Source organism: Pseudomonas sp. NBRC 111140 (assembly GCF_001320885.1).
In the GTDB taxonomy this organism is placed as follows: domain Bacteria; phylum Pseudomonadota; class Gammaproteobacteria; order Pseudomonadales; family Pseudomonadaceae; genus Aquipseudomonas; species Aquipseudomonas putida_P.
This window is the reverse complement of the sequence record NZ_BCBQ01000120.1, coordinates 1-14,939: the sequence shown is the minus strand read 5'-3', so window position 1 is coordinate 14,939 and position 14,939 is coordinate 1. Positions and strand designations below refer to the sequence as shown.

Sequence of the window (14,939 nt, the reverse complement as noted above, 5' to 3'; positions counted from 1 at the left end):
TGTTCGCCAGCTCGAGCAGGTTGTCCTGGCTACCGCTGCCCCCGGTAGCGGACTTCTGCGCGACATGGCCAAGGGTGTCGTACTTCTCGACCGGCAGCGCTTCACCAGTGAGCACCGCCTGGCTGATGAACAGGTCACGTGATTCGAGCAGGCGAATGTCAGCGGGGATCATGTCGCCTGCGCAAAGCTGCACGATATCGCCGGCCACCAGTTCGTCCATGGGCACTTCGCGCAGACGCGGGGCCTGCCCGACCTGCTCGCGGCGCAGCACGGTGGCAGTGGTGCGCACCATGGCCTTGAGCGCATCGGCGGCCTTGGTCGAGCGGTACTCCTGCCAGAAGCGCAGCACGCTGCTGAGGCTGACCATGGTCATGATGATGATGACCTTGGTCAGGTCGGCATCATCCGTTTGGCCTGCGCGAAGCGGCAGCCAGTAGTCGGTGACGAAGCTGATCCCGGCCAGGGTCAGCAGTACATAGATGAACGGGTTGTGCAGGGCCCTGAGCAATTGCACCAGGGCATGCGGTTGCGGGTCGTGGGCGACCTGGTTGGCCCCGTCGCGCTCCAGGCGCTTGGCGGCTTCGTGCTCGGTCAGGCCCTGCTCGCAGGCATCGAGGTTGGCGAGGGTGACAGCCAGGCCATTGCGCGCTTCACGGGCGGCACGCGTGGACAAGCGGGTTTCGCGTTCGGTCTTGGCCGATGAGGTGTCGCGGTGTTTGACAGTCATGTTGCTGTGCTCCTGCCGCTGCGGCGGCACGACACACAGACGTTTCACTCAGGCGGTGAACGAAGGCATGTCGGGTCGCAGATGAATACGGGTTCTTTCCGACAGAAATCTGTCCGCTGCCGAGGGTCGGAAGTTGTTTCGGCAGCGAACTTTCTACTCGCGCAATCCATGGTTTTATTCCTTTGTCATAAACAACAGGCCATACGCCACCGCAAACTTTTCATTTAAAAAGTTCGAGCACAACGATACCGTTTGATATCTTTTATTCAGTGAGAAGTTTTGGGGGTTCCGGCGTGCTAACGCGCCAGCGCCCCGCATCTACTTGGGGGGTTCTGGCTGTCATCAGGGTACCCGTGCAGGCGGCGCGGCCAGGCACAGGCCTGCTGCGCCGCAAAGCAGGCGAGCAGGCGATATGAAACGAATGAAGTGAGGTTCATGAGCTTGCCTCCAACCGGCGGACACCGGCGGCGGCAAGCTACGGCGGAGCATCAGGCTCTGGCGCGGCTTGCCCGACCGAGGCGTCGGGACCGGTGTTCCGGTTCAAGTGCCTGACCTGGCCGTACGGCGGTGGTCAGGCAGCGACTAGATACTGTGTCCATTGAATTCTTCAGTGATTGAAAGTAAGGCCCTTGTCCAGGGCCGGTCGAACTTTATTCAAGCGTAGTATCGAAGTCAACCAGCAAGCAGAACTTTAAATAAGTTTCACCTTGTTTTAATGTTACTTGCTGGCGTGGCCGCCATCACTCAAACCTTGAACCGCCCCACCAACGCCGTCATCTCCCCCACCAGGCCCGCTAGCGCCTTGCTCGCTTCGCTGGTCTGCTGCGCTCCCGCCGCTGAATGGTGAGACAGCTCGCGAATATTGAGCAGGTTGCGGTCTACCTCCCGCGCCACTTGGGCCTGCTCTTCGGCCGCACTGGCAATGACCAGGTTGCGCTCGTTGATTTCGCCGATCGCACTGTAAATGCCCTCCAGCACCTGCCCCGAGGCCAGGGTCACCTCCAGTGTCGATTGCGCCCGGTTGGTGCTGGCCTGCATCGAAGCCACCGCCGCCTCGGTGCCAGCTTGCACGCGGGCGATCATCTGCTCGATTTCCTGGGTCGATTGTTGCGTGCGGTAGGCCAGCGTGCGCACCTCGTCTGCCACCACCGCAAAGCCGCGCCCGGCCTCACCGGCGCGGGCGGCTTCGATGGCAGCATTGAGCGCCAGCAGGTTGGTTTGCTCGGACACCGAGCGAATCACTTCCAGTACCTTGCCGATATCCCGCACCTGCCCGACCAACTGTTCCAGATGCGCACTGCTGGTCTGGATCTCGCGGGTCATGGCTTCGGTGCCGTCGATGTTGTCACCGACTTGCCGGCGACTTTGCGCAGCCAGCTGGTTGGACTCGCTGGTGGTTTGCGAGGTGGTGATGGCGTTGCGCGCAACCTCCTCCACGGCCGTGGTCATTTCGGTCACGGCGGTAGCGGCCTGCTCCAGCTCCTGCCCCTGCTGGCGCAGGTTGTTGGCGCTTTGCTCGGTGACCGCATTCAACGCCGTGGCGGCGGCATCCAACTGCTGGGCACAGTGATTGATCTGCCCAAGGGTGTCGCGTTGGCTCTGCTGCATGCGCTGCAGCTCATGGAACAGCTGGCCGATCTCGTTGTTGCCCTCCCCTTGCACCGGTACGCTCAGGTCGCCACCGGCAATGCGCTGGAAATGCCGACCGGCTTCACGCAGCGGGAGCAGCACACGCTGGGCAATGAAAGCCCAGCACAGTGCCGCCAGCAGCAAAGTCACACCCAGCAGGCACAGGCTCAGAAACTGCGCACGGGCCAGACGCCGGTCGGACTCCTGCATGATCTGCTGACCACGTTCGCTCAGTGCACCCACCAACTGTTGGCGTAGCGCTTGCAGCCGGCCCATGGCATTGCCGGCATCGCTGTTGACCTTGAAGTACTGCTCCAGCGAACGCTGACGGGTCGCCTCTCGCTGCCCGGCAACCGCCTTGGCGTATTCGGCAAAGGTAGCCTGCAGCTCGAGTGCCAACGTGCGAAGGGCTGGCTCACGGGCGTTTTCGACAAACGCGTCGACCAGCGCCTGGCTCTTGTCGTTCAGCTCCACCGACAACACCATGCGCTTGCCAGCACTCTCGTCATGGCCACCCAACTGCTCGATGAAGCCCGAGGACACATTGGCGCTGGAACGAATCGCCATCAACAACGCATTGTTCAACCGGTCCGACTGGTGCGCCGTCTGGTCCAGCTCGGTAATCTGCTGGTCGCTGCCCACTGCTGCCCACCAGGCACTGACGGTGGAAAACAGCAGGGTCAGGCTGAACAGCGACAACACCCAGAACATTCCGGTGCGGATCTTCAGGTTGGCAAGCATGCGGGCAGTACTCCTTGTTGGCACCACTTCTGGTCGATGATTCGACGGTGGGTGTGCTGCTATCGGAGTAGCTGGCGCAGGCTTGAGGCACCGGGATGCGGTTATGGGCGGTAACCGAACAGATTGCGCCGAGGCCAGCCTCAGCGACCGAGAAAGTCGACCACCGCCTCAGTGAAGGCCTGGGGTTGATCCAGCATGACGAAGTGGAAGCTGCCATCGATTCGCTTGAAGCTGATGCCCTGCGTGCCGGCATAGGCATTGGCGAAGGTTGCATCGACGCTGGAGGCAGGTACGCCATACATAGGGTCATAGGCGTATACGACCTCTATCGGCGCCTGGATAGCGCCAAGCTCCGGGCGCAGGTCGGTGGTCATCAGTTCATGGGTGGCATCGGCTACGGCCTTGCGGTCCGAGTGCAGCGCCGCCGCAATGAGTGCAGGCCGTGCCGCTGCGGTCTTGACCAACCGGTCGATGGCCGTGCGCTGCATCGCTTCGGCCTGCGCTGCAGGGGCCGCCAACATCGCATCGCGGAATGCGGCAGCCTGCGGTGCGGCCGTTTCGGCGGTTGCCCTGGGGTCGATCAGCAACGTGTAGAACGGCAGCGCATCGACGACCATCAGCCGGCCTACCTGCTCAGGATGGCGTGCACCCAGCATCAGCGCGACCTCACCGCCCAGTGAATGGCCAATGATGGCCGGCGTCTCAAGGTGCTGGCGGCGGATGTAGTCGGCTACCGCCTCGGCCACCGGAGCGGCCACGCGCCCGTCCACAGCGGGCACGGTTGGCGAGCCGGCAAAACCTGCGACCTGCACCAGGTGCAAGCGGTGCTGCTGGCGCAGCGTGCTGGCGAGCCCCGCCCATACCTCACGCGATGAGGCCAGCCCCGGGATCAGGATAACGTCCGGCCCAGCGCCTTCGACCTGCACTGAAATACGTTCGCTTAGCGCGGTCTCTGGCTGGCCGGGCGCGGCCAATGCCGAAGACAGCGACAGGCTGGCCCCGATTGCCGCCAGCAGGGTACGTACACGCATGTCAGCCACTCCTTTGACTTCGACTGAGAAAAGCCCACCACTATAAGACGCGCGGCAAGCCATGGGAAAACTATCGTTTGCAACCCGGTGTGCTGCACCGTTAAAGTCGGGGCCTGGGCGCTGGCTGCGCCTGCGGTCCGCGCGAAGGGGTTGCCCGAGCCATGCGTCAACACATTCCCATACCAGCTCCCGGCTTGTCGGCGGACCGAGCCCCAAAGGAGTTGGCATGCCCGCCATCAATGCATCCCGTCAGCACGGTCTGCTCGACCTGCCCGCCTTGCGCAAACGCGCCAAGCGCTTGCTGAACGCCCTGAACAATCACCAGGCCGAAGACGCCCGCGAGCAATTGCGTACGCTCGGCCTGCCCGGCCCCGACTACCGGCTTGCCGATACCCAATGGCTGGTGGCCCGCGAGGCCGGCTTTGCCAGCTGGCCAAAGCTCAAGGCACATGCCGACGCCGTGGCCTTTGCCGCACGCCACCCCGGTTTTGCCGCCGATGACGAAGCCACCGTGCAGCACTGGCGCTGCGGCAACGACATCGCCCGCAACCTGCGCACCGCCGGGTTTGCCGGTGCATTCCAGATGTTCGACGACCCCATGGTCATGGGCCCGGTACCGGCGTTGCCCGAGGAACGGTACTGGCGGGTGCGTGGAGACTACGTGCAGCAGGCGTTCAACCTGCGGGCGGAGGACGTTGAACAGCGCCAGGCCGCACAGCGAGCGGCGCTGGCCGGCCTGAGCACAGACAGCAAGCTGGTATTGTGGTGCGAGGCCGACGCTTACGACCAGCTGTTCCTGATTCGCGTGCTCGCCAGCCTCCCCGGCCTGCCACGCCGGCTGGAACTGATCGAAGCTGACCAAGTGCCCGGTGTCGAGCGCTTCATCGGCATCGGGCAACTGGCGCCTGACCTGCTGGCCTGGCTGTGGCCACAACGACGTGCACTGGGTGAAGATGCCCTGGCCCTGGCACGCCAGGCATGGGCGGCTTATACCGCGCCGGCGCCACAGGCCTGGGCGGCGCTCGCCGGCCAGCAGCACACGGCTTTGCCTTTGCTGGGCCGGGCACTGGCGCGCCAGCTACAGGAGCTACCGGGAGCGAATGATGGTTTGAGCCTTACCGAACGCCTGTTGTTAGGCGTGCTGGCCTCTCGTGGCGAGCTACCGGCTGGCCGCGTGTTTGGCCAGTTGATGATGCAGGACGATCCGCTGCCTTACCTGGGTGACCTGATGTTCCATGTGCTGCTGCAACCGTTGATCCATGCGCCACAGCCGCTGCTGCTGGAGGGCCCTGGAGAAGCCTGGGCACAACGGCCGTTGCGGCTGACCGCGCTTGCCGAGCAAGTGCTTGCAGGAAAAGCGCACTGGCTTGATCACAACCCCGCGCAGCGCTGGGTTGGCGGGGTACTGATCAATGCGGCAGACAGGCCTTGGGTAGTCAGCGAGCAGGGCGAAGTCTGGCAGCGCACCTAGACCGGTGGGAGCGGCCTCGTGTCGCGTCTACACAAACCGCGCCTTGCCAATCGCTTTCGCTGCGTCCGCCAGGCGTTGGGTAGCCAACCGGATCTCACCCACATCCAGCGAAGCGAACCCCAGGCGCAACGCATTTTCGGCATGGCCAAACGGCGAAAACTGCCGCCCACTGCGCACCACCAGGTCCAGCTCCAGCGCGTTGTCGACCAGCTGATCCACGTTGATCGCATCGGCGAACTTCACCCACAGCGCCAACCCACCTTCGGGTTCCTGTACGGTGATCTGTTCGCCGAACGCGCCATGCAAACACGCCAGCAAGGTTTCGCGGCGCCGACGGTACTCACGGTTGACCCGGCGCAAGTGTTTCTTCAGTTCGCCATCATTGATCAAGTCCGCCAGCATCCGCTGCATCACCGCATCGCCCTGCCCCAGGGTAAGCGTGGCCCTGCGCTCCAGCACGGCTGTTACCTCCACTGGTGCGACGATGTAGCTGCAACGGAACGTGCTGCCCAGGGGTTTGGACAGTGTGCCAATGTAAATCACATGGCGCTGCTGGCGGTCGCTGGCCAAAGGCAGGTAAGGCCGCCCAGAAAAGTGGTATTCGTAGTCGTAGTCTTCCTCGACCACGCAGAAGTCATGCTGTCGCGCCAGCTCCAGCAACTGCTGCCGGCGCCCGGCGGGCAGGCTGACCGTGGTCGGGAACTGGTGATGGGGCGTTATGTACATCATTCGCACCTTGTGCTGCCGGCACAGGGCATCGATCTGATCGACACGGCAACCCTCATGGTCCAGGTCCACGGTTACCAGCCGGGCACCCAGCTGACGGAAAATCTCCCACGCCGGGGGATAGCTCAGGCGCTCGACCAGCACAACGTCACCTGGCTTGAGCAACACGCTGGTTACTAGCGACAGCGACATCTGCACCCCCTGGGTCAGGCAGATATGCTCGGCGCCAACGTTCAGGCTGCGATTGTGCCGCAGCATGTCGGCCAGGGCGGCGCGCAGGTAAAGGCTGCTGCAATCGCTGCCGTGGCGCACGCTGTTGCTGGTGAAGCTGCTGCGCAAGGCATTGCGGTAATAGCGGTGCAAAACAGCCTGCGGCAGCAGCCGGTGATCACAGGCGCCGTTGTCGAAAAACAAGGCCCCTGGCCGCCCCTGCTGCGCCGCAGCCTGCTCGTTCGCCTTGAAGTAGGCAACGGCGGGCTCCACGGGCAGCGCCAGGGCAAACGGCCTGGCGGCGCTCGGCGCGACCAGTGTGCCAGGCGCCAACTGCTGGCTGACGAAGGTGCCCCGACGCTGCACGCTTTGCAGCCAGCCTTTGGTTTCGGCTTCCTCGTAGGCCAGGATCACTGTCTTGCGGTTGACGTTCAGCAACTGCGCCATCTCCCGCGTGCCCGGCAACGGCGTGCCAGGGCGCAGGCGGCCCTCGCTGATCGCGGCCACCAGCCCCTCGACGATCTGCCGGTACGAAGCCTGCGCCCCATCGAGCTTGAGCAGTGGCTGCCATTTACGAAGCTGGACCATATGAATTATCCAAAACTGGAGGTTCTGCTGGTCCTGGACTATAGCAACAATCGAACCTCCAATTGCCCCGAGGTGTTCATGCAAAGCCGTCACGTCATCGAATTGTCGCCCTCGGGCAAAACCTTCGACGCCAGCCACGAACTGCTGCTCGATGCCATGCTCGCCAGCGGGCTGCCGGTACCGTTCTCGTGCCGCCGCGGCGCCTGCGGCTCGTGCAAGGTCAAGGTAGTGTCGGGGCAGTATCAGGACAAACAGCGGGATGCGGATATACCGGCCCCCTCCTATCCCTTGGCTGCAGACGAAATGCTGTTGTGCCAGAGCCATGCCTGCAGCGACATGCGCCTGGAAATTCCGGGCTGGTCGCTGGACACCCCAACCCTGGAAACCCACGCTCAGGTTGTTGGCCAGCGCGCGCTGAGCACCGATATCGTCGAACTGGTGCTGCAACCTGCTCAGCCGCTGGACGTCCGGGCCGGCCAGTACGTGCGGTTTCGGCTGGACAACGGCGACAGCCGCTGTTTCTCCATTGCCAACCTGCCTGCCCAGCAGCAAGGGCAGTTGGTGTTTCACATCCGCAAGGTCAGCGGTGGCCTGTTCACCGAAGGTCTGCTGCCCACCCTGCAAGCAGGTGCTTCGGTAAAGCTCGAAGGCCCGCTGGGCGCCTGTACTTGGCAGCACGATGAGCAACGCCCGCTGGTGCTGTTGGCCACCGGCACAGGCTACGCCGGCATCAAGCCCTTGTTGCTGACTGCCCTGGCTCGCGACGCCGAGGTGGCCCTGTACTGGGGTGGCTCATCGACAGCCGATTTCTACGACCACGCGTTTCTCGACCAGGCCAGTGGGGCGCACCCACACTTTCGCTGGTACCCGGTACTCGCGGGCCAGGCACGCATCCAGCAGGTCGCGCTCGGCCAGCCCCACCACTGGGAAGAAACCCAGGTCTATGCCTGCGGCAATCCCGCGATGATCAGCCAGGCGCGCGAACAATGCGTTGCGGCGGGCGTGCTACCCCATCGCTTTGTCGCCGAGGCCTTTGTCGCCAGCGGCGCGGCGGCCACCCAGGCCTCAGCAGCCAGCACGCTGCACCCTGAGCTGGAAAAGGTCGGCCCACGCTACTCGCTGGACGGCATGCTCGCGGCCCGCGAGCAGTCGGTACGGTCCGTGGCCGCTATTGCCAGCCAACTGCAAGTCGGCATGACCACCGCCCAGGCGCTGGAGATGGCCGCGCAAACCCTGCAGGCAATGGGCGCGTCGCACACCTGGCACCCCACCTACATCCGTTTTGGCGACGATACCGTACGCACACCCCGGCAAGGCATTGATCTGCAGCGCGTATTACGTAGCACAGACATTGTCGTGGTCGACGTGGGCCCGGTGTGGGATGGCTATGAGGGCGACTATGGCGACACCTTCGTGTTTGGCCAGCACCCACTGCACCACGCCTGCGTGAAGGCACTGCATGAAGTGTTCGACGAAACCTGCCAGGCCTGGGGGCGTGGGCTGACCGGTCGCGAGCTTTATGACTTCGCAGAGCGCAGTGCCCAGGCCAAAGGCTGGCAGCTGGAGCGCAACCTGGCCGGGCACCGCATCGCAGACTTCCCGCATGTGTTGTATGGCCAGGACAAGCTGGCCGAGGTGGGAATCGTGCCCAGCGAAGTGGTGTGGGTATTGGAGATTCAGTTGTGCCACCCTACCGAGCCGGTCGGGGCATTCTTTGAAGATATCCTGATTGGCGACGCCAGGTCGGCCGTGGCTACGGCTGCTTGATACCACCGTCAGCAAGCAAGGTGCGCGTCAATCAGGCGCGCGACCACTTCGGCAGGCTATGAGCGGCATCGCCGAACACCTCAAGGCAGGCGTACGAGGTGCTGCCTGAGACGCGCGAAATGTAGTGCCCAGGCATGCAAAAAAACTTGATTCAAGCGATGATGAGGCAAAACGCCACCACCCATAAGGACATACCCCGTGGACGCCTCGTCAACCATTCGCAGCATGCTGGCCAACAACCGCATCGTGGTGCCTGCCTATCAACGCGCCTATGCCTGGGATACGCCAGTTGAAGGTTCGACCCGCGCCAGCCAGACACAGGTGTTTCTTTCCGACCTGGAAGCCTACCGCAACAGCCACTCCCGCAGCCCTTATTACTTCGGCCATTTCCTGTTCGAACAGACGCAGGGAGAGTATCGGGTCATCGACGGCCAGCAGCGCCTGACCACGATCACGCTGTTTTTGGCGGCACTGTTCGAGTGCTTGCAAGCCAAACGCGCCCTGACCGAAGATGAGCAGGACTGCTACAAGGACATGATCAGACGGGACAGTCAGATCCGCTTGAAGACGGTCGAATACGACAACCAGATCTTTGTCGATTATGTAATCAACCAATCCAGAACTGTCGCTCCTGCTTCGCTCACCACATCTGCCCAGCGACTCATCAATGGGTTCGACTTCTTCAAAAAGAAGCTGGGGGCTCAGCCTGAAGCGTACCTGACGGACATGCTGCGGATAGTGTCCCAGGCTTCGTGCAGTACGCACCCGGTGCGGGACGAGGCAGAAGCCATTCAGATGTTCATCTTCCAGAACAACCGCGGCAAGCGCCCGTCCAACCTTGAGGTGGTGAAGGCGCAGTTCATGTATGCCATCCACCTTCATGGCGAAGATCAGCAAGCGAAAGACAGCCTGATCGAAGAGGTCCAGCAGCGCTTCGAGACCATCTACAAGTCGATCTCAGCCATTGAATACCGCATCAACGAAGACGACGTGCTGCAGTACACCTTGCGCGTCCATTTCAATACCCTGTGGGAGAGTGGCGCGCTGGAGCGGATTGAGAAAATGCTCGCAGCTGAGGCGCCTCTTGAGTTTGTGCGAGACTTTACCTGCTCGCTGGCCATCAGTTTCGAGCATTTGTCAGAGTTCTTCGGCGATGACGAGCGAAGCAGTTTTCCGATTCACTCACTGGTGAGCTTGGGCGGGATCGCGATTGCATTGCCCTTTATTCTCAAGGCCTATCGTTTTGGCCTTCCCCTGCCGGACAGGAACGCGCTGTGCGTCGCTTTTGAAAGCTTGATCATCCGTCATCGCCTGATTGGTACCCGTGCGGATATCACGTCACGCATCAATGATGTCTACGAGGCCTTTACCAGCGACGCGCCGACGATAGCCCCTATCCTCGCGCGCATCGAGTACCTCAAGACCGTAACCAGCGGCTGGTGGGCTTTTTGGAACAATGAAAGGCTGGCAGAGGCTTTAGAATGGAATATCCGGCATTCCATCGCCAGGCATTTGCTCTGGAAGTATGAAGTCCACCTGGAAGGACAAGGCCAGCGCGGTTACGCGCCACGGCGCAGCAACGACACCGAGCGTCCAGAGCTGGAGCATATCGCGCCCAGCACCGAGCCCGCCGCTCGCCCACATGGTTACGGTACCTACGACGAAACGTTCAAGGGCGAATATCTGAACTGCCTCGGCAATTACTTGCTGCTGTCCAAACCCCACAACTGTGCAGTGGGGAACATCCCATTCAGCGAAAAGCTGGCGACCTATAAGCACACCTTCCAGCAGCGGGAAATCGCTACGTTCGTCAGCGCCGGCGGCCTGTGGGACCGAGATGCAATCCAGGTTCGGCACGATAAAATCGTCGCCGCACTGATGGCTGAGCTTTAAGTAACCGATAGACACCACATGGAATTGAAAAATGCTTCAATGGCCCGCCCACTCAAAGATCACTTGCTTTAATGCAAAAAATGAAGTCATCGCCGACTCTGCTCGCAGCAGGCTGGATTTGGCAGACTCGCTGATGTTGCACCACGACCACAAGAAGCCATTAACTTGTCACATTGAGGTTCTCACCAGGTCGGCCGACTGGACCACCTGGAACTCAGTCAATGTGAAAAGGATTGAAGACCATATCGTCTACGACCTTGAATTTGACGGTTACCAGGTAAAAATCGAACGCGTCAGCAAGCCCAGCAGAACGTTGTGCAGCAAACCCTTCCGGTGGCAGCTCGAAATAAGCGTTGAAGAAGACAACGCGCTTGCGCTGGATAAAAAGCCTATCGGCACGCGTTTCAAGGTGGCTCGAAGCGATGCCTCGGTCAAAACCATTCAAACCACTATCGAGAAGGTGTTCGGTTTACCCCATGGCTCCGTTTGTTTACTGACGCCCGATGGCCAAAACGCCAATTTGCGCACCTCCATAAAAAACCTGAGGAGCAAATGGAAACAGAGCTAACGCTTACCCCCTGTCGGCGCCCTTGCCGCGGGCTAGCGTAAGCAAGGGCGCAGGTAGAGACTCCGCGGTTGCCGATTCAGGCGCCGAGTGAACCCAGCACGCGTTGCAGCGTGTCCCGAGTGGCTTGCGTACACGCCTGCATCGGCTGGCGCAACTCGTCTGCAATCAGGTTTTGCAACCGCAGCGCCGCCTTCACCACGGCCGGGTTTGGCTCGGCAAAGGCCACCTTGATCCACGGCAGCAACTGGTAGAACGTGCCACGCGCAGCCGCCCAATCGCCGCGGTCGACCTGCTGCAACATGCGCACATACAGGTCGGCGCGCACATGCGCGGAGGCTGAAATGGCCCCGGCACCGCCCAGGCACAGGTTGTTGAAGATCTGCAGGTCTTCACCGGCCAGCACCTGGGCGTGGCCGTCCTCGATCAGGGCCATGGTGGTCTCGCTGTCACCACTGCAGTCCTTCACGGCCGCAATGCGCGGGTGGCGCACGATGAGTGAGGTGCACGCACAGTTGTAACCAATAACTGGAGGCTGAAGGATGGTGCAGGGTGCCGCGAAACGAGGGGCAAAGCCCTTGCCAGATCGCAAAGCTCTGGCACCCTGCAAAACAGTGCAGGCATCGCAAACCCCCGCCATGCTCACCATTCCTCAGCAACCTCACATAACCTGCTGGGCTGAGTGATTCCCTCCTTGGGTATTACCTAAATAATAACTTTTACATTTCTCGCGGTTAGCTTCGCAAGAATGTAAGGCTCACTTCCCGCACAGCCCTTAGCTTTATCTAAAAGTTTTGGATTCGGGTCCCCGGCCCACAACCCAATCACATCATAAAGCAACCAGCTGGCCAGGCTTTTACCAATATTAGACGCGAAATCAGGGCTGATACCTGTAGGGGATGCCCCTCGGGCAATGAGATCCAGATACAATCGCACCGGAATCACGGGCATGGGTGCCACTGCACACGGACCCAAAAGCAGTAAATAGCTTGATGGCGTTTGTAAAATAAGATTCTGGAGCTGTGAAAAGTCAATGGGATAAGAACCAGACTTGCCAACCACATGCCCGCCATGGAGGCGCTTTGCTTGAATGAGCGAAGCGCGGCTCGTGAATGGCTGATTCCCCACGTCATGCGCCTCAAAAACAAGGCATATATCTGTTGAAAATTTCTTCGCAGCTAAATGAGGATTACCCTCTTCGAATTTCCCGACGATCCGATAGCTCAGCTCAAACTCGAGGTGTTCATTCTGTTTGCGTTGACTGGCAAGCAATGAGACTTGATCGTTTATGTTTTTGAATATTGCTGCGAGCTTTTCGAAAAGCATCGCCACATGGGTTTCTTCTCCACTGCCCCCAGTCTTTGGAACCCAGTGACTGTAGTTGGCCGCACCTGCTTCGAACTCAGCCTCGATCAGACGCTCGATCGTTGCGTCCGCCAACCAAGTCCTCGGGGGAGCGCCACAGTTGGAAGATGTCGACAGGTTCAGTCGAATAGATTGGGCCTGCTGCAGAAGCTGAGCGGCGTCGGGGGCTTGTTCGATCAAGCCGCGCACGGCTTCGGCGCGTAGCCTTACCAGTGAGTCAGGGTGGCTCGCCATCTCAGACAAGGCCTCACCCACTTGATTGCCCCAAACCTCAAGTACTGCAAAAATAATAGCGCGATCATGGTCAACATGACCGAACCATAAAAGCAGTTCGGTCACCGCCATTCTTAACGAGCGATTGTTTCCAACAGCGTCTCTGAGCTGACGACGCCAAGCGGCCTCTGATTCTGCGCATAGGCTATTCAGCCTGAGCTTCGGCCTCGGGCCGTGTGGATCGAACCGGACAAATGAGAGTTTCTCCCAGGCCAAGGTCACGTCCGCCGGCAATGCCACGCTGACATGTTCTCTGTCACCCCACAGAAGAAGCAGAAGTTGAACCCACGGACATTTCGGAGTCCACTTATACGCAAGATTCGAAAACGCTTGAACATTGTCAGCGGATGACGGGTTGCGATCAGTGAGCGTCAATGCCCTGATCAAAAGTGGGCGGAGGTAAACCGGGTTGCCGCAGAGCATGGCTAAACCCTTCAGCTGCCACACTCCACTGGAATAATCATCGACATAGCAGGCGACCGCTTGATCGAGGAGCGCTGGGCTGCTCACAAGTAATGGCCATTCGTCGAGTAGCGATGCAAACCCAAAGAATTCACTATTAGTTTTACAAAAACAAGATAACGCTTTATCTGCTAGCGCCTTTTCAAAATCCGACCAATTATCGTTTACAAACCACTCGACTTTTTCACGAAAAAATTCAAGCGCCTCTAAATCACCCTCGCTTTTTTTCAGCTTCGCCAACAAATACTGCCTTATTGAAAGCGCATGGGTCGCGTCAAAGCCCAGGCTGAGAACACCTCGCTCAACGGATTCCCTAAGCGATACCCAGTCCAGCTCCGGGGGTGCCAATTGATTACTGAAGTACGCGATGGTTTCGGCATCGTACTGCGCTAGACATAGACGGGAGAAGTGTTTTTCACTTATTTCCTCGCCATCTGTACCCACTGGATTCATAAGATCGTCAGTCATTACACTTCCTTGATTTCCATCATGCATGGCGCTTGACATCCCATCCTTCAAGTAAAATATTCGGTGACTACCAACACGATTGCAAGCTCGACATACAAGCTCTCAACTATCGGGGGCGGTCGAACAGCCTCATTAGCAGCGAAAAAACCAGGTTGATACCTGGCTTTTCCGTGGGCTGCGTGGGCCTCTTCGCAGCACAAGGCTGCTCCTACAAGGCAGCGGACAGGCCCAGGACACCTGCGAGCTTGTCGCGTATGGCTTGGCTGCATGATTGCATTGGCTCACGCAGTTCGTCGGTCGTCAGCCCCTGCATCTGCAGCGCCGCCTTCACCACGGCCGGGTTCGGCTCGGCAAAGGCCACCTTGATCCACGGCAGCAACTGGTAGAACGTGCCACGCGCAGCCGCCCAATCGCCGCTGTCGACCTGCTGCAGCATGCGCACATACAGGTCGGCGCGCACATGTGCCGACGCTGAAATGGCCCCGGCACCGCCCAGGCACAGGTTGTTGAAAATCTGCAGGTCTTCACCGGCCAGCACCTGGGCGTGGCCGTCCTCGATCAGGGCCATGGTGGTCTCGCTGTCGCCGCTGCAGTCCTTCACGGCCGCAATGCGCGGGTGGCGCACGATACGGCGCAGGGTTTCACGCTCGATGCGCACGCCGGTGCGATAGGGAATGTCGTAGACGATCACCGGCACGCTGGCAGCATCGGCCACGGTGGCGAAGAAAGCTTCGATACCGGCCTGCGAAGGACGGATGTAGCAAGGTGCGGGGACCAGCAGCCCGCCAATGTCGCGCTGTTGGATTTCAGCCTGCAAGCCCAGCAGTTCGCGCAGGTTGTAACCCGACAGGCCCATCACCACCCTACCCGGCTCAACCCAGGCCAACACGGCATCCAGCACGGCCAGTTGCTCGGCCTTGGACAACGCCGCCGCCTCCCCCGTGGTACCGCACACCACAAAACCGGCCACGCCGTCTTCGAGCAGCTTCTTCACCAACCGCTCCAGGCCAGGGAAATCGATTT

The 14,939-nt window shown here is 60.5% G+C and carries 10 protein-coding genes and 1 pseudogene; 4 read left to right on the top strand and 7 right to left on the bottom strand.

Going from position 1 to position 14,939, the window contains the following annotated elements; genetic code table 11:
- The 3 genes from APH42_RS26140 to APH42_RS26130 form a co-directional block, all read right to left on the bottom strand.
- A partial coding sequence (locus tag APH42_RS26140) for a cation-transporting P-type ATPase (RefSeq protein ID WP_256217846.1) occupies positions 1-727 on the bottom strand: 727 nt, incomplete at its 3' end.
- 744 nt (positions 728-1,471) lie between these two features.
- Positions 1,472-3,097, bottom strand: coding sequence for a methyl-accepting chemotaxis protein (locus tag APH42_RS26135; protein ID WP_060494556.1), 1,626 nt, complete (start codon positions 3,095-3,097; stop codon positions 1,472-1,474).
- Positions 3,098-3,237: 140 nt separating this feature from the next.
- The gene (locus tag APH42_RS26130) at positions 3,238-4,128 is read right to left on the bottom strand and encodes an alpha/beta fold hydrolase (RefSeq protein WP_060494555.1); all 891 of its coding nucleotides are present in this window, start codon (positions 4,126-4,128) and stop codon (positions 3,238-3,240) included.
- A gap of 226 nt (positions 4,129-4,354) precedes the next feature.
- On the opposite strand from APH42_RS26130, the gene APH42_RS26125 reads away from it, so the two are divergent.
- The gene (locus tag APH42_RS26125; protein WP_060494554.1) at positions 4,355-5,599 is read left to right on the top strand and encodes a DUF1835 domain-containing protein; all 1,245 of its coding nucleotides are present in this window, start codon (positions 4,355-4,357) and stop codon (positions 5,597-5,599) included.
- Positions 5,600-5,626: 27 nt separating this feature from the next.
- Here APH42_RS26125 and APH42_RS26120 read toward each other — a convergent pair whose 3' ends face one another.
- Complete coding sequence (locus APH42_RS26120) at positions 5,627-7,123, bottom strand: PLP-dependent aminotransferase family protein (protein ID WP_060494553.1); 1,497 nt, start codon at positions 7,121-7,123, stop codon at positions 5,627-5,629.
- On the opposite strand from APH42_RS26120, the gene APH42_RS26115 reads away from it, so the two are divergent.
- From APH42_RS26115 to APH42_RS26105, 3 genes are all read left to right on the top strand, one after another.
- Positions 7,124-8,890, top strand: coding sequence for an NAD(P)H dependent flavin oxidoreductase family protein (locus tag APH42_RS26115; protein ID WP_060494552.1), 1,767 nt, complete (start codon positions 7,124-7,126; stop codon positions 8,888-8,890).
- 198 nt (positions 8,891-9,088) lie between these two features.
- Entirely contained in the window at positions 9,089-10,783 is a 1,695-nt protein-coding gene (locus APH42_RS26110; protein ID WP_060494551.1) for a DUF262 domain-containing protein, read from the top strand.
- 31 nt (positions 10,784-10,814) lie between these two features.
- On the top strand, positions 10,815-11,351 hold the full coding sequence (locus tag APH42_RS26105) for a hypothetical protein (protein WP_012272811.1): 537 nt from the start codon (positions 10,815-10,817) through the stop codon (positions 11,349-11,351).
- 76 nt (positions 11,352-11,427) lie between these two features.
- Here the strand turns inward: APH42_RS26105 and APH42_RS26100 are convergent.
- From APH42_RS26100 to dapA, 3 genes and pseudogenes are all read right to left on the bottom strand, one after another.
- Positions 11,428-11,844, bottom strand: a pseudogene (locus tag APH42_RS26100) (dihydrodipicolinate synthase family protein); the annotation flags it as partial.
- Between the two features lie 209 nt (positions 11,845-12,053).
- Entirely contained in the window at positions 12,054-13,916 is a 1,863-nt protein-coding gene (locus tag APH42_RS26095; RefSeq protein WP_060494550.1) for a hypothetical protein, read from the bottom strand.
- A 208-nt stretch (positions 13,917-14,124) separates the two neighbouring features.
- On the bottom strand, positions 14,125-14,937 hold the full coding sequence (gene dapA / locus APH42_RS26090) for a 4-hydroxy-tetrahydrodipicolinate synthase (RefSeq protein WP_060494549.1): 813 nt from the start codon (positions 14,935-14,937) through the stop codon (positions 14,125-14,127).
- Positions 14,938-14,939 lie beyond the last annotated feature (2 nt).